We start from the raw sequence: 20,037 nt of genomic DNA, 5'->3' as shown, positions 1-20,037 counted from the left end.
GGGTTCGGCAGTACCAGGGCGCGGGTTTCGCGCCTGTTCACCCGGAGCGCAGAGCATGAAAAGTTTCAACGAATGGCTGCACCACAACGACGGTGAGCATTATGAAGCGTTACGAGAAGAGTTTTTTGAGGGCGGTGGAGAACCCGGCGGCTTCTTGGACTGGGCCGAGGCAAAGTACGAGGTCGAGGTTGCCGAAGTTGAGCGCAAGGCAGCGCAGTCGGATGCGCCGAATCACTTAAATGACCCTGCGCACACCACCGACGTTGGGGACATAGCACCACCACCAATACTGACTGAGCCGCTGACGATCGTCCTGGAAGGCGGTGGACTGGATGTTCTGAATAACTCCATGAAGGCTTTCCATGCGCTCCTGAGGGGCGCCGGCTTGCCCTTGGACGAATTCAAGAGGCTTGAAAAAGCCAGCCATGATGCCGATGGGAAACTGGCATTCTGGATTGGCGTCGAAGCCCTTAAATACTTGGATGCCCAAAAAGCGTCCCGGGGTGCGCCAAAGCAATAACTGAGCTATTTGAGCCGCGGCGTGCTCAGTGTCTGAACCACTCTGGCATGCAGGTTATCGTTTTCGGTGTGCAGGTAACGGCTAGTGGTTTCGATCTTGCTGTGGCCAGCCAACGATTTGATCATCACCAGATCGCCCGTGGCTTTTGCCAGATGGCTGAAGCAGGAGTGACGAAGCCAGTGGGTTGTCGCTTCCGATAGTCGGTCGGCCAGTTCAAATTGTTCGCGCTGAATGGCCAGGCCCGCCGCCCGGGTCATGATCTCGATGATGGCTTTGAGCACTGTGCTGGTGTGCGCCCTTTTGAGTTTCGAATTGGCGGCTAGGAGGAGGGGGGTTGGATCTTTCGCAGGTATATCCGGCGGCAAACCGAAGGTCTCTCTATATAGCCGCAGGTCCTGGTACAGCTCCTCGGAAATGGGTACTTCACGGACTTTGTTGCGTTTACCGAGAACAGTCAGCCACCAGGTCCCATTGGCCGAGCATTTGAGGCTGCTCATGTTGGAGGTGGTCGCCTCAAAGGTTCGCACACCGGTCAGGTAATACAGGCTGAACATAAAGTGATCCCGCGCTCGCTTGCGTGGGCTTTTGGTCAGGCTGATTGCTTCAAAGGCGAGGGCAATGCCTTCTTCAGGCAGTAAGCGCTTGATCGTGTTGTCCTCCGGCGCATGCGGCTTGCGTACTAGGCCGACCGGGTTACCTTTGAGTCTACCGCCCTTGACCATCCATGCGTACATGCTACCAATTTGCATCAGGGCATAGCGCTGCGAGCTTAGGCTGAGCGGTCCTGCAAACGGGCGCCACTGCTCGTGTTTACGCGGATACTTGGTTTCACTGACCCACAACTCGCGGGGCTGAGGATCGGCCAGGAAAGTGGCGTAGTCGTTCACGTCCATGACGTTGATCTGAGACAGTTGCTTCCCGCGAGTGTACTGGGACCAGAAGATGAATCGCTCCACCTCCTTGCGCATGACCCGGCGAGACTTCGGATTGGTGGCGGTGGTATTCACCCATATCGCCGCCGCCTCGATGTCGCTGTTGGCTTGGATCAAGTCGGGATGTTGACTCGGTTCCACCACTACATCGGAATCGAGCAGAGCGATCACGGCGTTGGACTGGAAATCTAACCGACTGAGCATGCTTGTAACTGATTTTGTCATCGTAGATCTCGCATTTTTCCGTTGGACACCAGCCAATCGTCAATCTGATCCGGTGCAAACCACCGCCGATCACCCGTCGCTGACTCGCATTGGTACTCTTCCTGTGCTCCGCCGGCGGGGTCGACGCCGACCCGGGTAGCGGTTACGACCAGGATGGCATGCTCGCGGGCAAAGCCATCGATCTCCTGCACGACCACCAGTTCTGAGCCCCGCGACAGATAGCTGCGGTAACGGAAGCCGTCGACGCCCGGCGAGAACGCTTCATCCTCGCCCTCGTCGTCGCCATGCTCCCACTTGAACGGTGGATCAGTTTGCACTACGGCGCCGGCCGACTCAGGGTCTACCGATTGGACCGGTTCGACAATGGGCTGCCCTTTGCGTCTGCGGGTTTTTGGCGGAATGATGGAAAGCCTAGCCGCTGTCACACACGATCGCTCGAAGGCGCTCAATGCCGGCAGCGATCGCACCAGGTCATCCCATTTCAGATCACGGTCCTCGTCCGCCGCAATCCTGCTCAAGTGCTCCGGCCGGATTGACCACCGGCAAGCCACGTCGGCCATTCGCCAGCCACGCTGTTCAATGAACGCTTTGAAGGCCTCTCGAGAAAGCTTCGCTGGGCGTAAGAAGGGCGAACCCTTTTCCACTTTGCGTGATTTGGCTTGATCCACAGCGCAAGTCTTTTTAATTAAAAACCCGATTCTAAAGGGTTTTATCGAAACGGCAACCCATTCCGCACAAATGTGAGCTACTGCTAGATTGATCTAACGGCCACCCCTCCTTATGAAAAGTCGTGATAATTATGGTTATCACGAATTATCGTATTTCCTAATAGGAATCGTATTGGTTTCAGTATGAAATGTTGTAGAATTCTACGGAGACCACTTCCGAGCGTCCATGGCGTTGCCGTTTACATACGTAACGCGTTGTTTTTTCTGGAATTTTTCGGCCAGTCGTTCGTCCGTGATGAACCGAATGAGCCAGAAGTAAATCGTTGAATTCAGCACCACACACCCCGTACCGGTAATTGATACAACAGTCAGGATTCGAGCCGTCGGCTGAATCAGCTCGTTCAATATTCAGCGTAAGCCTGAATCATTGACCTCGGCGCAGAGCCTGATAAGTGGCTTGCTCGAGTCTCGTGAACTCCTAGCAAAAAAGCGGTATGGAAAAACCGAACTACCACTAGCGCAAACCTTTCAATGACGGAGCCCTGATAGCCATGACAAAGCAGTCACCCAATGCTCAGCTGAAAAGCACACGGCTGTTGGTGCATCAATACGCGGAACGGCTGCTTGGCCTTGGCGAGGAGGTTCGGCAGTCAACCATCCGGGAGATGATCGCCGCAGAGCACGGCATCTCGGCATCCCCCAACTTGGTCAACGATGAGGTCAAGAAATTTTGGGTGCAGGCCGGACCAGCACTGAGTGCTCGGCTACGGCGACCAAGCATTCCCGATGACGTGTGTGCGAGTTTCGACAAAATCTGGGATGTCGCACTCAACGCCGCTGTTGCCGGGCATGAAATTGAACGGCAGCAGCTACAGGCTCAGGCAGACAACGCGGTAGCAGCGATGGAAACTGCCCAAGCCAATGAACTGGCTGCCATCGAGCGGTTCGACGGTCAGACACGCGAGATTGAGGGGTTGCGGGCAGACAAGCTCAGGTTCACGGAGCTGCTACAGGCCAATGAGGCTGAACGTAAAGCGTTGGCGGCGGAGCTGAAGGACCAGACAGAGAAAACAGCGGCTCAGCTGGCCGTGAATATGCAGGAACAGCAGCGCCTTCAAGGGCACGTGGATAGCCTGCAACAGCAGTTGACGGATCTGCGGGCAAGCTCCCAGAGGGATCTGACCACCTTGGCTGAAAGCCACCAGGTTGAACTGGTCAAGACACAAGACTTCTTGATGCGAGAAACGGCCAGGGTACGTGATGAGGAGAAGACCAAAACCGACAAGCTGACCAAAGAGCTTGAGCGGGAGCGGAATGAGAAGGATCAGCTGCGGCAATTGCGATCAAAAGCCAGTGATGAGGCGGCGCAACTCCGCGGGCGACTTGAGGTCACGGATCGTAACTTGGAGAAGCTGGAGCAACGGAACGCCCAACTCAGCGAACAGAATGACAAGCTGCAAACGGCCTTGCTCGAAAGCGTCAAACCCCAAGTGATTGCGCCTGAGCAGAGGGATGAAGATCTGCCGACGACTCCTGTCAACAAATAAAGAGGCCGGCAGTTGACGGGAAGGTTTTCAATCGCTGCGCCTGCCGCCGATCAAGTTCCCCAGCCTGCATCGCGCTGGCCAGGGAGTTTTGATCGCGTTTCGCTTTACCAGTCGCGGCTCAAACGCTCTGTTACGACTGGAAATCCGACCATCGTGCAACCGGGTTTTGGCGTCACAGTGGGTAGCTTCTCCGCCTTGATTAGGGCTTTGAGGTCCAGATCCGCATCAAAGGCAACAATGTCCGCTTCCAGCAAATATTCGAACCCATCCCTACTCCCGCACACAGGTATCACCTGATGTGCGATGGCCTCACGAATGCGGGTCATGTTGTTCAACACCGATTTCTTTTTTTTGCGTGGCTGAACGAATGCGGTGAAATCCGGGGTGGCGTCGCCCAAGGCCTTCAACGCTGCGGCCTCAGTTGCCGGGCTGAGTTTACGCCTGGATGACTGTGCATCAGGATCAGGTATCGCTACGGCTATCGGTGCGGCGGATGCTGTTTCGGAGCTGATTGCCGCTGGCGATTCTTCCGGTTTGGTTTGCTGTTCAAACTGGTTCTCAGGTACCGACGCTGTTTCCGGTTTGTTCATGGGAACAGGTTGAGGGGTGGCCACCTCCTCGCCGAAGTCGGCGAACGCGTCCCCGAAGCCGTCGTCGTCTTCTGAAGAGGTACCGACAAACGCCATGAATTCGTCATCGTCGTTATCATCGGCGGATACTTGCTCAAGCAGCCCCGCCATTTCAAGTTGCAGCTCGTCCGGGTGCAACTCCTCTTCCTCCGCCGGCACTTCAACGGCTTCCAATGGAGGCTCGCTGATCTCAAGCGTGTTGGGGGGCGTCGTTTGCACCAGGCGCAACGCCGGTTTGATACTGACCAGTTGCTGGGGTTCAGCATCTACGGTTTGTTCAATCGGCGTAGTCGGCTGGTCCAGGGCAACACCCGATGTGGCCGGTTGTTCCACTTCAGCTGGTGTCACCACACCGGTGGACGGGCCAGAGCCGGTATCCGCCGGCGACTGAGCATTGGGGGCATTCAGTGGCTGCGGGTTCTGAGCCGTGACTTGTGGTGCTGAGGCCTGGGCCTTCGCTTGTTTGCCGGCTATGTTCGCCTTGGCGGCAATTTCGGTACCAAAGCCCAGAGCGATCAGCGCACGGAGGCCGTCGACCTCTTGAATGCCAAGGTTGTGAGTGAAGAGCGGGCGTTCGACGTCCAGTTTTGAGCCCAGATTCGGTAGACCGGTCAGGCCTGCCAATTCAGGCGTCGTGGAGACAGGTCGGATAATGATGACGGGCTCCCACGTTGTCATGTGGGCCCCTGTCTGTGAGTCCCTGAAGGATGCCGAATACATTGGGAGAAAGCGGCTCATGTCTGCATGGTTGTGGGTCGTGTACAGCACACCCTTCTCTTGCAGGGTCGACATCAGATTGAGTGTGACCCGGTAGCGGCCGTCGCCCTCGTCCAAAGACCAGCCCATCTTGGCAAGGATGAGCATGCGGAGGTCTTTTTCCTTCACCACAATCAGCCCGTCATGCTTCTGTGCAATTTTCAGCGTGGAGTCCCGGGCTTTATCTCCTGTGCCGTTGACGCGTCCGAATTCGGTGATGATGTCCACGAAACAGTGGTAGATCGAGCTCGACTCTTCCTCGGTGATTTCGAGTTCATTCAAACTGTCGGTGATGTTCGATTCAGCCATGCCGGTCTTCTTGTCGACCAGGATCAAATACTCCATCAGCGCGGTCATCCGGTCATCGAGGCTCAGGCCATTACGATCGACGGGGAACTGACTTGGATGATGGTAGTGACCAATGACCAGGTTGATCGCTGTTCTGTCGCGCCCAGGTAGTGCCCAGTATTCTGGAAACCGCGCCAGAATGCGGGCGCCCAATGAATCGTGGGAAATGCGGTTGTCATCCTGGGGGGTAAGTGCACTGCCCTCTTCCTTGGTTTTGACTGATCCATCTGGCTCGAGGACATAAGCCTCCAGCTTGCCGATGTCATGTGCCAGTGCCAGGATCGGGATCAGTGGGTCCTGAGGGTCGAATCGAAACTCCTTGTTCTTGAGGTCGATGATTTTGAACTTGGGTTTGCCCCGAGCTTTTACGTAGACCCCATCAAACACATAGGTGCCGGCATCAGCCAGGGCCGTATCAGCAACGGCCAGACAGTGTTCCCATAGGCGCCGGTTACCATGGCCACCTTTGCGATGCGACGCTGGGAAGTGCTGGTGTGCCGAGTATGTGTCCCAGATTGCCCAAAAGAATTTTACGTGCTGCGGATACTTCTTTTCGTTGGCCGCTACCCAGGCATTCACCAGCGCACTGCCAATGGGGAGTCTTTTGGCCAGGCTGTCGACTCGCTTGGGCGCCCGGGCCGGCATTGGCACGTCGCCAAGCGTTGAACGAGCGCCATTGAGCCGATTGCCCAACTTGCCTTTGAACAAACGGCTCATCGCTGTTACTCGACCGAACCAGATGTACCAAACACCCATTATCAAACCGGCAACAACACCCAGCACCCATCGAGAAACCGTATTCCCCACATATTGCCAGTTCTCCAACACCTCTAACGGCTGACCACCGAATTCGACCAGCGTGAACACCAGCCACCAAAACCCAAAAACAAGAAAGGCCGCTCGGATGATTCTGTTGTTTGCGTTCACAGGAACACCTCGGAAGCCGCCGGCTGGGATTGGGATGGTTGATCTGCCTGTGGGGACGCGGGCGCCGGCGATGGTGCCGACTTAGGCACAGGTGTTCCGTTATTGTCCTTTAGTGTGTTGTTGCAACCGCCGCCGCCCTTAACGAAGCCGCTGCATCCCCAGAACGGCGATTTATCAGCGTTTCGCAAGTACATGGGTTTTCCGCACTCTGGGCATTCATGTGCCTTTGGCCGCTCGACAGGATCGCCGTTGCGATCGTTCATGGTGTGCTTGCACTCATCTCGGTCTGAGCATCCCCAGAAATGGCCGGTAGCGGTTTTGATCCGCCGCATAGGGCCCTGACATTTCGGGCAAGTCACCACGTTGCCCTTTGAATCTTTGGTATTGGCGGTCGGATCGAAGTAAAACTCCAACTTGCCGTCATCCAGCAGCCGCAGGCCCGTTTCGAATTTTTTCCCTGAAGTTGTGCTGACAAAGCCTTTGAGGCCGAGCGCCAATTTCTCTGTGAGCAAGGTTTCCGCTTCGGATACCTTTAGGGTGCGCTTGGCAATTTCACGCCAGATCGAAAAGCCGCACTGCCCCGCACACGCGAACGTCTTGGCTTGGATTTCAACAGCCCCACCGCATGTCGGACACGGGGCTTTGAGCACCTTGACGGTGATGCCGGCATACTTCTCTTTGATGGTGTCGAGAATCTGGATCGTCAGCTCGGACAGCTCCTGTTTGAAGGTCGCCCGACTGTATTGGCCCTTTTCCATCAATCGCAGTTTCTGCTCCCATTCACCGGTGAGGATCGGTGAGGTCAGAGCCTGGATGTTGTTCTCCAGCAGGAACCGGTAGACCGTCATGCCCTTGGCGCTGGGCGCGAGGTACTTTTTGTCTCGCACCATGTAGGGGTCTTTCTTCCGGTTAGATCCATCCTTAGCCGCCAATAGCGATTCGATCATGGCCGAGCGAGTAACCGGCGTACCGAGCCCGCGGTCCTTCATCGCCTCCCGCTGCTCTTCGTCGTCAATGAGGCGGCCTGCGGTTTCCATGGCACCGAGCAACGTGTCTTCGGTGTACCGCTGAGGGGGCTTTGTTTTGAGCATCTTCAGATCAAGGCCGGCGGCGCTTACGTGCTCGCCCTTCACGTAAGGGACCAACTCTTTTTTGTCTTCAGCATCCCCTTCACGGTCGTCGGCATCGTCAGCGTCTGCGGCGCCCGGACCGTACACCTGCATCCAGCCAGGTGAAACCAACACCCGTCCGGTAGTGCGGAACACTTCATTTTCAACGGTGGTTAGCCGCACGGTAACGGAATACTCGGCCGCCGGATGGAAGACCGCGATGAATCGACGCACGATCATGTCGTAAATTCTATGCAGGTCTTCGGTCAGCTCTCCCGGGCGCTTACCGGTGGGCACGATCGCATAGTGGTCAGATACTTTTTTCGAGTCGAAGATCTTTTTGTTCGGTTTGACCCATCCAGCATCCAAAACGCGCTGGGCATGCTCCTCATATGGGCTGCCCCCGAAGGTGCTCATGAGCTTTTTGGCTTCACCAACGAAGTCATCTGGCAGGTAGGCGGAATCGGTTCTCGGGTAGGTGGTCAGGCCGAGATCAAGGTAGAGTTTCTGGGCCAGCTCCAGGGTGTAAGCCGCCGAGAAGCCAAGCTTGCGGTTCGCCTCCCTCTGTAGCCCGGTCAGGTCGTACAGCTTGCCAGCGCCCTTTTGTGCCGGCTTCACCTCTTCTTCCACACTGGTCGGTACCGCACCGGAGCACTTGGCGATAATTCCGTCTGCGATTGCTCGGTTCAGTATTCGGTGTGGGGGGTTGTCCTTTTCAGTGCCGGCGGTATCCGCAGTCCGAGGTGCTTGCCATTTTCCGACATAGTTGCCGGCGCCAACACCGAACGTACCGTGCACTTCCCAGTAAGGCACCGGCCGGAAAGTCAGAATGCTCAGCTCCAGGGCACAGACCAAGGAAAGCGTCGGGGTCTGGACCCGGCCCAACGGAAAGGTTTCGGCTTTAGCGGTCTGGCGCTCATAAAGCCGGGTGATACCGCGAGAGGCATTGATCCCGACGATGAAATCGCCTTCGCTTCGAATCTCAGCCGCCTCTGCAAGGTTGTCGTAGTCCGCCCCGGGGCGCATTCCTGCATAGGCTGATTGAATGGCTTCGTCTGTGGTTGAGGTCATCCAGAGGCGAAGCATTGGCTTCGTGCACCCGGCTCTTTTGTAGATCAGACGGAAAATCAGTTCCCCTTCTCGACCGGCGTCGCAGGCGTTGGCGATAGCCGTAACATCCGATCGGCGCATGAGGCGATCGAGCACCTGGTAGAATTTTTTCTTTTCCTCAATGAGGCGCAGTTCGAATTGATCCGGAATCACCGGCAGGTTACTGATATCCCGGCCAGCCTTGGCCATCTCCTCTGAATGGATCTCCACCAGGTGTCCAGCAGCGGGGGCAAGAATGGCGTCTTCACTCTCGAGCCAGTTTTCTACCCTGCTAAACCCGCCGATCGCTTTAGCGATGGTGGCTGCGACAGTCGATTTTTCAGTGATGATGAGAGTCTTGCCCATTGCTGACCATGCCTTCAGTTTTATAGGGGTTGAAGCCGACCGCCTGTAATGGTCGGGGCTGCTGTGAGTTACTACTGCCACCAAAACGGAAAAAGCCATCGACAGTGGTCAAGGACCTCGATGGCTTTTTTCACTTCGTTTGGCGTTGCCGTTTAATTACGCGCCAGGCTGTTCATCCAATTGGCCTTCTTGTGGAGCGAAAGCAGCGCCGAACAGTGCGGCTCGATCTTGGTCGGCAGGTTGTTCGGTCTGGGCCGTGCCGTGGCCTTTGAAGAGCTCGGCCGCCCAGCCTGGAACGATTTTGATGTGTCCGGAATCCGGGGAGACTGGTGCGGGCATGTCCTTCGCCTGGATGAAGGGGGTCTTCGAGACTGGGGCAACTTGAGTCTCAGGGTCCGGCATCCCGAGGGCTTTCACGTCGATACGGAACTCACCCGACACGACGATGGGCATCCCGCGGGCCAGTTTCTCGGCGAGGGGCTGAAGGTTGCGCCCATACCAGCGGACCGGGATTGATTGATCCGAATCCTTGCTCTGCCGGATCAGAACCACCAGTCGGTCATTGATCGGGGTGCCATCAGTCGGATGTTTACGATTGCGTTCCAGTGACTTGGCCTGAATGAAGCCGGCGATGCGAATCTGGTTCGATGCGTTCTTGTTCAGCTCCATCGCTTTCCAGTCGAACGAGTCACGACGTGCATCGTTGTCATCGCCCGGCATCGCCTGCAATTCCTCGACGGACTTCGGTGTTCCGGAATCGACGGCTGCGGCATGAACCGCTGCGCCCCACTTCTTCATGAAGTCATCACGAAAGCGCGTACCCATGTGCATGAAGTTTGGGGCTTCAAAGCGGATGCTTTTGAGCTTTGCAATCCGGTTTTCGCCCTCTACTGCACCGTCGGTATGGACGTACGCCATGATCAGGTCCCACTCTTTGATTTCGCGGGGAATCGGCGACTTTTTCGGGTCGTAATGGATCGGAAGCATGTGGTTTTCACTGCGGGTCTGCTGGATGAAGCAGATCCCTTTTACTGGGTCGTTGTTCCGCAGGACGCCGGCGATATAGCCTGAGTTGAGCATCCCGTTTGGATACGAGTAGGAATCCGGATTGCGCTTTGCGTCCTGGGGGAGCATGGAGTACCTCATTTTTTGCTGGAGTTGGTTCGGTCGAGGATACTCAACACGTACCAATAATACAACATCAGCAAAATGATACTGAATGAATCTGCTGCCAGCGTTATCCCGGCCAACCCAGCTCATGCGCCGATCGCCTGGTTGGCCTTTAGGAGGGAGCACAACGGTATCAATTCGGGAAGTAGCCTCGCTGATCATGCGAGTGGCAGATGCCAGGGTAGAGAAAAAGTTTGGGAACTTGTCGATGGTGGGTCGGCTCTATCCTCTGGTTTGAGGCTCTTTTTACGCACAAAATTCACGCTAAAGCTGTCTGCTTTTGGCCTAATCCGTCTCTATGCAGAGCCTTGAAAAACGGGCGCTCCGCCTCTTGTTCCACATGAACAAGAGATTGAATCTTGTTGTTAACTGTGTAGAATTAATTTTACAGATAATGGCATTTCCCTGCTTTATTTATACAAGGGGCGCCCCTTCTTCTTCGACCCCACGCGAACAACCTGGAGCCGTAACCATGACAAAACCTAGTGACAAGAAACCAAGTGGCTCTACGCAAGGGCGGTCTCGCGCTTCAGCAAAAAATGTAGATACGACACCTGCTACTGCAACTGAAACTAAGAAGCCGCAGAGCAAGGCTCGTACCTCAGCAAAAAAACCAGCAGCTGCTAGTACTGCAAAGTCCTCACCACCTAAAGCTGCCCCGGCTGCTACTAAGGCTCCGAGAGTGCGTTCTTCCGCTGCTGCAAAGAAACCAGCTTCTACTCCAGCTCCAGCCGAGACCCCAGCCGCAGCTGTTACGCCGGAGCCCGCCAAAGCTGCACCGAAAAATAGTAGGCAGAAAATTTCAGCATTAGCTAAGCAGGCGTTAGAACAAGCTCAGTTGGCGCGAGAAGCGCAAGCGGTAGCTGATGCAGGGTCGCCGACTGAAGATGAAACGTCGACTCGTGATAGAAACAAAATCGAAGGTGCTCGTCTGATTAAGATGATCAAAAAGGCCATTGTTGAACGTGGCCTTCAAGATCGCGCCATCGCCGATATAGTCGGTGTGACTCAGATCTACTGGAACTCCCTGGCGAATGGCAACCGCCAAATTAAGTCACTGGGTAAAGAGAAGCTTCAAAAAATTGCTGAGTTTTTAGGACTGCCTCTCATACAGGTCTACTTACTCGCAGAGCATTTTACTGCTGAAGATTTTTTCAACTCCAAAGACCTAAACGAGCAGCTTTGGCTTTCTATCAGGAAGATGCAGGAAGATCCCCAGTGGGCCGGATACGCACCGAGCTCTGAAGAGTGGGAGCAGACACCGATCAACGTGCGGATTACGCTGGTCTCTTTGTATGAGCGCGAATCGAAACGCTACCTGATGGCCAAAGCCGAAGTGGAAGTACCAGGTAACAACTTTACTGAGTAACAACCCTCGCCGCGGTTACCAAGAAATGAAGAAGCCCCGATCAATGATCGGGGCTTTTTTTGTGGGTTAGAAAATGAACGACTGGACTGGGTCCTGCTGTTCGGGTTCAGACACTGGGGCAGCGGGTTCGATTGCTACGGCGTCATGCTCTACATCGAAGAAGATGTTCGCATGGGCCTCGCGATCAGTGGGCAGAGGTGGAACGATGGACACGCTTGTTTCAGGTTGTGTTGTATTTGGTGCTGTCGTTGTCGGAGTCACTTGGAGAGCTTCACCGAAGAAGACGTTACTGGTGGTATCTGGTGCACCTGTGACGGTCTGATCAGTGACATCGAGAGGATCGAAAGCAGTGGCTTGGTCGCCAATGATTTTCTCGGGATCCATGCAGAACGAGAGCAAGCTCGAAACTTGGATGAAGGCGACACCTTCGATGTTTTGTCCTGTTGGTACGGCAGCTAGAACTTCACCGCACAGCTTAGCCAGATTTCCGAACTTGCTCGAAAGCACGCTCATGGCTTCTGCCTTGTCCTGGACACGGCGCACCAGCCCCAAAACACGAGAGGTTGTGTGGCCTTTCTGCGATCCCGACCAGGACTTACGAACATCCTCGGAGATCTCAAAAGCGGCCTGACCAACCAGCCCCTTTACTTCCTGTTGCAGTGCATCTTCTTCACCAAAGTAGTTGGTGTCGTTGATACGAATCGCGGAGATGTCGAACGTCAACATCTTTTCAAGAACACCGTGCTGCGGAGCGTGCTGACGAATCAGTTCAGCCCGGGTTCTACCACCTGGCTTTGATACGCTAGCGTTCTCCGGGGCGTTAGCCCATTCTTCAACCTTGCCGGGCAGTTCAGCCAAGAAGATCTTCTTCTCTGCCAGGTATTTTTCCTTGATTTGCTTCAGTGCCTGGGCCAGCCCTTGGGCATGTGCTGTTGGTACAAAGTAGCCTCGCACGCGGTTGTTGACCCGCCTAGAGACCCCCACCTTCAAGATTTCGCGCTTTGCTTCTGCTCGGTATTTGTTAACCCAGGCAAAGGTGCCACTCGGGAGTGTTTTGCCAACTTCACGAATGAAGTCATCAGCCTCTACCGTCTTCTCACCGGTGCTGCCGCCGATGATGTAGTCGAACAGCACAACGTCCTGAAGGATCTGAACGCTTACGTCGGCGGTGGATTGGATTGTGCTCATGTGCTTCTCCTGAAATTCACTGAAATGCAGGTCTCTTGCGAAGACCCAGTGACAGGAGATGGCGCACAGCCCCCCATAAATTGAAGGCAAAAAAAACCCCGGCAAGCCGGGGTGTGATGGAGCGTTTAACGATTAGTTGGAAGGCCCAACAATCGTCGACCAAGTTGAGAGAATCGCAGCTGCTTCGTCTTTCGGTGCAAAGTCGAGCACTGTCATCCGTAGCGCTTCGACGTATGCCTCTTCGACCTTTTTCCCCATTTGGGTGAGCAGGTTGAAGTTCATCGACCAGTTGAGGACGTTCCGTGTGGTGATCGTAAACTGGAAAGCCATGCCACCGGCGCCGGCGTCTTCATTCAAGCCAATAAAATTGGCCCGAATTTTTGCAGCAAGGCTGGCCATGGCTTTTGCGGCCACCGGATTTGCCTTGGTCTCACTTACGAGGAGATCAGCTTCATCCGCCTCAGGGAGATAAGTTTCAAACATGACGTTGAAGCGGTCCTGGTTGGCAAAGTTCATTTTCTGCGTGCCTTTGTAGACAGCAGCACTACCACCTTGACCGCCAGCAGAACCGCGACCATTGGTGTTACCGGTGGCCATGATCATGCAACCAGGTGCGATCTTAATGATTTCCCCTGTCTGATCCAGATGAATTGGAGCACCATCTAGAACACCGTTAAGGCCCATAGCGACGTCAGCTGGTACTTGGTCCCACTCATCCAACAGCAGGATGGAGTTAGGTTGCATAGCCCACAGGCAAACCTTGCCATACACCCATTTCATGCCTTCATCTTTTCCGCATAGCTTCCAGCTGCCGAACAGGTCGGATAGGGTGGTTTCTTTTGAGCATTGCTCCCTGAAAACCGAACGTCCAGTTCGAGCAGCAAATGCCTCGACCAGTCGTGTTTTACCGCATCCGGAAGGGCCATAGGTATACATATTGCGTTTCATCTCGGCGCCGAAAAAACCGGCTGGAAGATTTGCCGCCGCCGCCCAGAGGATCAAACGAGTGAGGCTGCTTTCTTTGAATTTGAACCGCCCTACGACCGGAGTGTGTTGGGTTGCCGGGAAAATCTTGGTTTGCATCTTGTCGAAGAACGGCGACGTGGTTTCAAAAACCTCTTTAGCGTTTTTAACAGCGATCGGAGCGGAGGTGTCGATGAATTCCATGGTATTCCCCATTGTGCAGGTTGGGGCCTCTTGCGAAGGCCTGGTACACGGAAATGCGTAACAGGGGACTAGAAGTGGAAAGGATCGCAAAAAAAAACCGAGCTCTGTGAAGAGCTCGGTGGGTGGGTTGGTTTATGACTAGGCAACTGCCTGTTTAAGGGCGCCAAATACCGCTTTTGCCAGTTCGTTTTCCGTGAGAGCAACACCAAAGTTCAAGCCAGCGCTTGCGTATTGGCCCTTGTATCGGTCACCGATCAGAACAAATCGAACCTCGATGTCGAGGCTCGACGATTCTGCGATCGCCGCTTTCAGTACATCGCTGTCACCTGGATCGCCATCGGTTGCCACAATCAAGATCTTCCGGGCCTCAGGCCGATCTATCAGTTTCTTCAGAGCCCAGACCACCGCGAGGTGAGTCTTGGTTCCATTTGCTGCTGTTGGAGCATAGCGTTGCAGCGTACTCGCCCAGCTTTCATCAAACGCATGCCACTCCCTGACGACGGTGTTGTAAGTAGCTATTCCCACCGGAATCGAAAGGTTGTGAAGCACTTCCCCTACCGCAATGGAGACGCGCTTACAGGCCTCGTGAGCGGTGATTCGTGCATCCACTTCACGTGGACCAGGTGCCGGACCGAACTTGCTGTCCATTGAGGAGCTTTCGTCACCCAGGAGATAGAAGCAGGTGTCGATCGACTCCCCTTCTGTCGTCTTGGTGAAAAGCTTCTCTTCGCCCAGCGGGTACCGCCACAGTGACCGTGTATTGAGCTTGCCTTCGGTTGTGCGTCGGGTTTCACTTTTGGTCACCGTTTCGATCATGTCCTCGAACGTCAAGGACAACATCGCGGCGGTCTTTTGAGCACCCGCTCGAAGGCGTGTACGGTTCTCAATAGAGCCACCCGTTTTCGATAGGCGCTGTTCCTGCATTTCGCTAGCGTTGTCGGGTTGATAGCCCCCTCCAGACTTGGTTAGTGCTTTGGTGTTCGCGGTGAGGATTTCCTCCAGACCTTTACCGAATGGACCCAAATCCTTCGAGGAAGCGTTCAGGATTTGATCTATCGCGCTGCTCAGGTCGCCCTTTGCCGGCGTTGGATGTCCAGCCTGCCCGTTTGGATTGCCCTGTGCCGGCGATGGATTACCACCCTGCTCGTTCGCGCTACCCGGGGAAGGTTTCCCTTCACCGCTACCACTAGCGCCTGAGTTTTCATTGGGTTTCCCTTTAGCTGCCGGGTTGTCTTTTGCCAGTTTCAGCAAAGCGACAATTCGGTCAGCGGCATCAGAGGCACCCTGTGTATCTTTCGCGTGGCAGCCGTCCAGTGCGATCTGCTTGACCTGGCCAACAAGATCGGACCCGAAGGTACTGACCGCGAGAGCTCGGTAAGCTTTAGCGAATTCCGAAAGGCAGTCTTGTTTGAGCAACTCACTACGAAGCTCAGTGACAAGCCAGCTGGCCAGAATCGACGGCGGCGTTTCGCGAGTTAGATCTGGACCACGGAACACCCCATTAGCCTTCAGGATGCGTAATGCAGCGTGGATCTTCTGGTTAGCCCCCGGGTATTTGGGAATACCTAAGAGTTCGCCACGTGGATCTTCCAGAATGTTGCACAGATCGCCAGTGATGCCGGGTTTTAATGGAACAGAAAAGTCAGTGTGCAGTCCGTGGCAAACGATCTCGTGCGAGATCAGCCCTTCAATCAGCACAACGTCTTCTTCCGTGCCCAGCGCCGCCATCTTTGGCAACGTCATCAGCAATCCACCAGGGATCATTGGATCAGGACCGATTGAAGCTGTGCTGATGTTGTCCCAAACGATGCGTACCTTTCGACCATTCACGTTCGCTTGCGCGATAAGCATGTGCGTGTACAGGTACAGGTGGCGCATAGAGATTTTTGACGCGGATGGCAGTTGTGCTTCGAAGTGGCCCATGTTGAATCCCCTTGCAATGAAATTGCGGCATCCAGGATGCGAATGCCTTACATGGGGGGATGCGTGACACGGGTTTAGAAACGGGGATTCAGTTCGACTTGATCGGTTTCAAACCGTGGTGTTCGAGTTGTAGGCGGACAGCGTGCAGCACGTCAGCAAGCAATGCCTCGGTGTCGATGCTCGGTAGAGGTGTGTGGGCCTCTTGTGTAGCCTGCGGGGAGGCTAACGCGGTTGTTGAACGGTTGGTGCGTTGTTGCGCGACATAATCTTCAACGAGCTCCCTGAGCAGTGCCGAGGATGTCAGGCCGGGCCGGTGCCCTTCCGCCAGCGATGAGACAATCTGCAAAAACTCTTCTTCAGTGGACCTGCTCACCCGGGTGGATAACGGTTGGTCGGCACTTTCGCGGCCGGCGAAATTGATTGATTCCGCCCGAACCAGATAGGGTTGCAGAATTGGCGCCATTAGTGCCCGAACTTCATCGTCGCCAGGGTACTGGAAGCACTGCATTTTGAGCTTTCTACTCAGAAAGCCGAGCAGCACTGGCGAAGCCTCGACGTCACTTACTCGTCGCAATTCGTCCACTGCGTCGTTAGCATATTTCAGAACTGTGGGCTGGCTAAGCACATACGAACGGCCGATTTCTCGGGACATTTGACCCGATAGAAGTCGTTCATAAATCGCTACCTTGATAGCCAGTGGTGTTGATTTGGCGCCCAACCTGTTCCCCTTTTATTGCTTTGTTGGGATGAGACCTGCATCTATTGCGCCCTGCTCTATTTCCGACCTCCCAAGGGTAACACCCCAGAAAAGCATCCTAGAAGAACCTGATTGCCTTTCTCCATCGATATCGAGATCACCGAATCCACGAGCGTCAGCATCCATTTCCGCTAACTGGAACCCATCGGTGCAGGACGACAAGCGCCGTAACCGTTCTGATGCCTGCTGCTGGATAGGCTCTGGTAGGTACATAATAAAATGGCCCAGGCCCCCTTTGCGTGCAAGCCTTCCACGGAGTTGGTGCAGCTGGGAAACGCCAAAATTTTCTGCGTTAACCGCAACGAGCAAATGCAGATAGGGAAACGTTACCCCGACCTCGATGACTGTCGAGGCCACGAGCAGCTTGATTTTCCCATCCTTCATTGCCCGAATTGTCTTTGTTTTGACGTCTTCAGGAAGGCCACCGTGAATCATACCGACACTGTCGCCCAAGACACGTCTGAAACGCTCGTAGGCCGCTTCAACAGAGTGACGTGAAGTATCGGAGTTACCGTTGACCACCGGGTAAATGAAAGCCGCCTGCCGTCCTCCATGGATGACCTCCATGACAAAATCGTTCAACTTCTCCCGCGCTTTTAAAGTGATTATTCGAGAGATGATTTCTCGCTCAACAGGCGCCTGCTGGAGAATCGAAATGGGCATCCCGCCGAGCTTTACCAACGCAACGGTGCGTGGGATGGCGGTAGCTGTCGCTTCAAGAAAATTGGTGTGCGGAGCCAATAGTTTTTTTCGCTGTGAAACGGAAAATTTATGCTGCTCGTCGGCGATCACCAGGTCAAACACAATGCCTTCTTTCTTCGCCGCTGTGAGCACCGCCGTGGTACCGACGATAATCCCCTTCGAGATGTCTCCTTTGGCTTTGCTGACATACTGGGTGACAGGAATCTCGTAGAAAAGTGACGAAAGCTCGCTGGCCAGCTGATCCACCAAAATTTGGCTCGGTGCGATTATCGCCACGCGTGCACCGGCCAAGTAGCTCGCGGCGGCGGGAACCATAAACGTGAAGGTTTTTCCCGTCCCCACATCACCGCTCAACAGGCGGTCCATTGGGAACGGAGATCTGAGGTCCCCCACGATTTCATCAATGGCTCTGAGTTGGTCGACGGTGGGCTCAAATGGTGCCCTCTGGAGAAGGTCGGCGACCTGGTCACGATTAATACGTAACAGCGAGCCTTTCACCGCCGGTCTCGATCGATTGGCGATGACCTTGTTTACCAGCGCTTTGACAGAGAGAGATTTGGCCACCTCAATAGCCGCGAGCCCTTCTCGAACAGAAAGTGGCGTGTGCAAGGTACGCAGCAAGGTAGCCGGGTCAGCGAATCCGGTGAGCTTGGCAAATTCGTCTTCGTGCATTAGCGCCTGTTCGAGCAGCAGGCAGGCTGCTTCATTGATCTGTGGGAGCGCTCTGCCAATACTCTCGGTAAGGAGATCTGCGCTGACCTGGTTGGTCTTCCCTTGGTAAATGGGGACCACCCGCCCAATTTGCGCTTCACCGACCACGGTGGGGTTTGCCAAGCCTAAGCGGCCGTCGAAGGTGGTTAACTGGCCGTAAAGGTTAACGACAGATCCAAGTTCCGGTTGAAGCCAGCTCTCGATCGCGGGCTTGCCGATCGCATTGATCTGAACACGGTCCCCCCGGCCGTCGACAGCCCGCATGACTGCACGAAAGGCGCCCTTTAACTCGCCGATCATCTTTCCTTCCCGGGTGAAAATCGAACGCTCGACCAGCGTCAACGCAAGGTAGTGAAACTCCCCTGTGTTAGGAATCGGGAGGATTTCGATCGGGTCGTGATAATCACGGTACCCCTTCGGCACAGTGAGGAGGCACTCGGGGAGCGTCGAGAACCCCAATCTGGATAGCCTGCCGATGTCTTCGTTCATGCTGGATATTCGCTGGTTTAATGTTCAAATGTTATTTCACGCGTAGCAATAAGACAACCAGTGGCTATTTCAAATCTCGCGCTCGTACACTTAAATTTTTCCCCCAAAAAAAACCCCAGGCAGTGTATGCCTGAGGTCTGTGTGGGTTTGTGTTCAATGAGACACACGGGAAGAACCGTTCTGATCGGTGATAACGCGTACGTTGTCGCCTTTTACGAACGGCTCGTTAGAGTCTTTAGCTTGCGTTACCGCTTGCAAGTCGTTACCTGCCAGTTTGACGGTGATCTCGACGCCATCAGAGTCATGGACCTTTTTGTCCATGATGCTGCCGACGGCTGCACCAACGGCTCCTGCAACAACCATTACTGCTAATTGGCCCAATCCGCCACCGCCGTTGCTACCAGCGATCGCACCGAGTGCACCACCAGCCATACCGCCCAGAGGAGTGGCTTTGCCGTTGATCTTGACGTCGCGAATCGATTCGACGACGCCGAGCTCAACCTTCATTTTTTTACCAGCTGTGGCTTCGTTGTAGTCTCGACTGGTCATGTTGCTTGCGCAACCGCCCATAACAACGGTAGAGATGATCAAAGCAATAGCTACGATGCGTTTCATGATGGGTACTCTCACATTCAATTGGATTAGTGTTTGGTGTTTTTAAAGCTTGCGCAGAGTCGCGTTAGCCCGAGTGTCACAAGTAGTGCAATGCCCACGCAGACAGTCAGCAATGACAAAAACCATTCCGAGTCGTACTGGATGGAGCCGCCTACCATTGCCATTAGGTACAGAAGAATTTCCATTTTTGGTTCCTGACGAACTACCGGCCACTTGGGGGTAAGTGATTTACCTTTCACTTCCGATATGACGGACACGCGTGTGTAATTTCGTCCCGACAAGAAATCGCCCCTAGCATTACAGAGACCTGTGCGACATCTCCCTGCTCTATGGAAAACCTACAAGGGGCGGGGTTATGAAAAGGCTGATTGGCGGGCAACCGCTGTACACCAAAGATGCACTCGTGTTTTCAAATGCCTCGGTTATTTGCGTAGGCAACAGTGGGAAAACCATTACCTATCAGATCCGAAGCGAGTACGGAAACATCGGAATTCTCAAAGAGAATGACGTTGCGGAATGGTTTGACCTGCATCGCCAAGAAGCGAAAGAGGAATTTCCTCGAGTCAGTGGTATGCCTGGAGGTGGTTTTACGTTAACGGTTGGCGAAGCTCATGCTGCTAACATAAAGACGATAGTTCCGCCTGAACTGTACAGTATCGAAATCAACGACCTAAATGTTTGCTCATTCATTGTCCAAGGCAAGCATTGGACATGCTTCTCCGAGTTACTTTGTTTGAGTAACAGCTATTAACGAAGTATCGACCGACCTTCTTGGTCGGTTTTTTTTGGCAAAAAAAAAGCCTCATGGCTGAGGCTTTTCTTTATTACAA

General features: G+C 54.4%; 15 protein-coding genes. 4 read left to right on the top strand and 11 right to left on the bottom strand.

The genetic code is table 11. The features are described 5' to 3' along the window. Positions 1 to 55: 55 nt before the first annotated feature. Positions 56 to 520 (top strand): hypothetical protein, encoded by a 465-nt coding sequence (locus AC3IX1_RS30350; protein WP_102599453.1) that lies wholly within the window; start codon positions 56 to 58, stop codon positions 518 to 520. Positions 521 to 525: 5 nt separating this feature from the next. Here the strand turns inward: AC3IX1_RS30350 and AC3IX1_RS30345 are convergent, their stop codons facing one another. Continuing rightward, a complete protein-coding gene (locus tag AC3IX1_RS30345; protein WP_102599454.1) occupies positions 526 to 1,677 on the bottom strand; it encodes a tyrosine-type recombinase/integrase in 1,152 nt (383 codons plus the stop codon). Further along, positions 1,674 to 2,345 carry a hypothetical protein gene (locus tag AC3IX1_RS30340; protein ID WP_173678009.1) on the bottom strand — a complete coding sequence of 224 codons (672 nt, stop codon included), beginning with the start codon at positions 2,343 to 2,345 and terminating at the stop codon, positions 1,674 to 1,676. Before AC3IX1_RS30340 ends, AC3IX1_RS30345 begins: the two co-directional genes overlap by 4 nt. Before the next feature lie 551 nt (positions 2,346 to 2,896). Between AC3IX1_RS30340 and AC3IX1_RS30335 the strand changes: the two genes are divergently transcribed. After that, the gene (locus tag AC3IX1_RS30335) at positions 2,897 to 3,892 is read left to right on the top strand and encodes a DNA-binding protein (protein ID WP_489388826.1); all 996 of its coding nucleotides are present in this window, start codon (positions 2,897 to 2,899) and stop codon (positions 3,890 to 3,892) included. A gap of 104 nt (positions 3,893 to 3,996) precedes the next feature. On the opposite strand, the gene AC3IX1_RS30330 is transcribed toward AC3IX1_RS30335, so the two are convergent. From AC3IX1_RS30330 to AC3IX1_RS30320, 3 genes are all read right to left on the bottom strand, one after another. After that, entirely contained in the window at positions 3,997 to 6,552 is a 2,556-nt protein-coding gene (locus AC3IX1_RS30330; protein WP_102599456.1) for an HD domain-containing protein, read from the bottom strand. Further along, the gene (locus tag AC3IX1_RS30325) at positions 6,549 to 9,116 is read right to left on the bottom strand and encodes a DNA topoisomerase (RefSeq protein ID WP_489388825.1); all 2,568 of its coding nucleotides are present in this window, start codon (positions 9,114 to 9,116) and stop codon (positions 6,549 to 6,551) included. The genes AC3IX1_RS30330 and AC3IX1_RS30325 overlap by 4 nt, the downstream gene beginning before the upstream one ends. Positions 9,117 to 9,272: 156 nt before the next feature. Continuing rightward, positions 9,273 to 10,250 carry a hypothetical protein gene (locus tag AC3IX1_RS30320; protein ID WP_173678008.1) on the bottom strand — a complete coding sequence of 326 codons (978 nt, stop codon included), beginning with the start codon at positions 10,248 to 10,250 and terminating at the stop codon, positions 9,273 to 9,275. A gap of 508 nt (positions 10,251 to 10,758) precedes the next feature. Between AC3IX1_RS30320 and AC3IX1_RS30315 the strand changes: the two genes are divergently transcribed. Beyond that, complete coding sequence (locus AC3IX1_RS30315) at positions 10,759 to 11,655, top strand: helix-turn-helix domain-containing protein (protein ID WP_256580143.1); 897 nt, start codon at positions 10,759 to 10,761, stop codon at positions 11,653 to 11,655. A gap of 66 nt (positions 11,656 to 11,721) precedes the next feature. Here the strand turns inward: AC3IX1_RS30315 and AC3IX1_RS30310 are convergent, their stop codons facing one another. From AC3IX1_RS30310 to AC3IX1_RS30285, 6 genes are all read right to left on the bottom strand, one after another. Next, the gene (locus AC3IX1_RS30310) at positions 11,722 to 12,843 is read right to left on the bottom strand and encodes a DUF3150 domain-containing protein (protein WP_102599458.1); all 1,122 of its coding nucleotides are present in this window, start codon (positions 12,841 to 12,843) and stop codon (positions 11,722 to 11,724) included. A gap of 132 nt (positions 12,844 to 12,975) precedes the next feature. Further along, complete coding sequence (locus tag AC3IX1_RS30305) at positions 12,976 to 14,010, bottom strand: AAA family ATPase (RefSeq protein WP_158244043.1); 1,035 nt, start codon at positions 14,008 to 14,010, stop codon at positions 12,976 to 12,978. Between the two features lie 138 nt (positions 14,011 to 14,148). Continuing rightward, the gene (locus tag AC3IX1_RS30300) at positions 14,149 to 15,933 is read right to left on the bottom strand and encodes a vWA domain-containing protein (RefSeq protein ID WP_102599460.1); all 1,785 of its coding nucleotides are present in this window, start codon (positions 15,931 to 15,933) and stop codon (positions 14,149 to 14,151) included. An 88-nt stretch (positions 15,934 to 16,021) separates the two neighbouring features. Further along, positions 16,022 to 16,651, bottom strand: a complete 630-nt coding sequence (locus tag AC3IX1_RS30295; protein WP_102599461.1) for a hypothetical protein — start codon at positions 16,649 to 16,651, stop codon at positions 16,022 to 16,024. 12 nt (positions 16,652 to 16,663) lie between these two features. Further along, positions 16,664 to 18,592, bottom strand: a complete 1,929-nt coding sequence (locus AC3IX1_RS30290; protein WP_102599462.1) for a helicase-related protein — start codon at positions 18,590 to 18,592, stop codon at positions 16,664 to 16,666. Positions 18,593 to 18,745: 153 nt separating this feature from the next. Continuing rightward, positions 18,746 to 19,207 (bottom strand): hypothetical protein, encoded by a 462-nt coding sequence (locus AC3IX1_RS30285; RefSeq protein ID WP_102599463.1) that lies wholly within the window; start codon positions 19,205 to 19,207, stop codon positions 18,746 to 18,748. Between the two features lie 355 nt (positions 19,208 to 19,562). On the opposite strand from AC3IX1_RS30285, the gene AC3IX1_RS30280 reads away from it, so the two are divergent. Further along, entirely contained in the window at positions 19,563 to 19,958 is a 396-nt protein-coding gene (locus AC3IX1_RS30280) for a hypothetical protein (protein WP_102599464.1), read from the top strand. Positions 19,959 to 20,037: the final 79 nt, after the last annotated feature.

This window comes from Pseudomonas sp. KH_046_2, from assembly GCF_057838985.1.
This window is presented reverse-complemented; position numbering and strand designations above follow the sequence as displayed.

Coding starts and splice junctions, on each gene's coding strand:
- AC3IX1_RS30350 (WP_102599453.1), top strand. CDS start 56: ATGAAAAGTTTCAACGAATGGCTGCACCACAACGACGGTGAGCATTAT.
- AC3IX1_RS30345 (WP_102599454.1), bottom strand. CDS start 1,677: ATGACAAAATCAGTTACAAGCATGCTCAGTCGGTTAGATTTCCAGTCC.
- AC3IX1_RS30335 (WP_489388826.1), top strand. CDS start 2,897: ATGACAAAGCAGTCACCCAATGCTCAGCTGAAAAGCACACGGCTGTTG.
- AC3IX1_RS30325 (WP_489388825.1), bottom strand. CDS start 9,116: ATGGGCAAGACTCTCATCATCACTGAAAAATCGACTGTCGCAGCCACC.
- AC3IX1_RS30320 (WP_173678008.1), bottom strand. CDS start 10,250: ATGCTCCCCCAGGACGCAAAGCGCAATCCGGATTCCTACTCGTATCCA.
- AC3IX1_RS30315 (WP_256580143.1), top strand. CDS start 10,759: ATGACAAAACCTAGTGACAAGAAACCAAGTGGCTCTACGCAAGGGCGG.
- AC3IX1_RS30310 (WP_102599458.1), bottom strand. CDS start 12,843: ATGAGCACAATCCAATCCACCGCCGACGTAAGCGTTCAGATCCTTCAG.
- AC3IX1_RS30305 (WP_158244043.1), bottom strand. CDS start 14,010: ATGGAATTCATCGACACCTCCGCTCCGATCGCTGTTAAAAACGCTAAA.
- AC3IX1_RS30300 (WP_102599460.1), bottom strand. CDS start 15,933: ATGGGCCACTTCGAAGCACAACTGCCATCCGCGTCAAAAATCTCTATG.
- AC3IX1_RS30290 (WP_102599462.1), bottom strand. CDS start 18,592: ATGAACGAAGACATCGGCAGGCTATCCAGATTGGGGTTCTCGACGCTC.
- AC3IX1_RS30285 (WP_102599463.1), bottom strand. CDS start 19,207: ATGAAACGCATCGTAGCTATTGCTTTGATCATCTCTACCGTTGTTATG.
- AC3IX1_RS30280 (WP_102599464.1), top strand. CDS start 19,563: ATGAAAAGGCTGATTGGCGGGCAACCGCTGTACACCAAAGATGCACTC.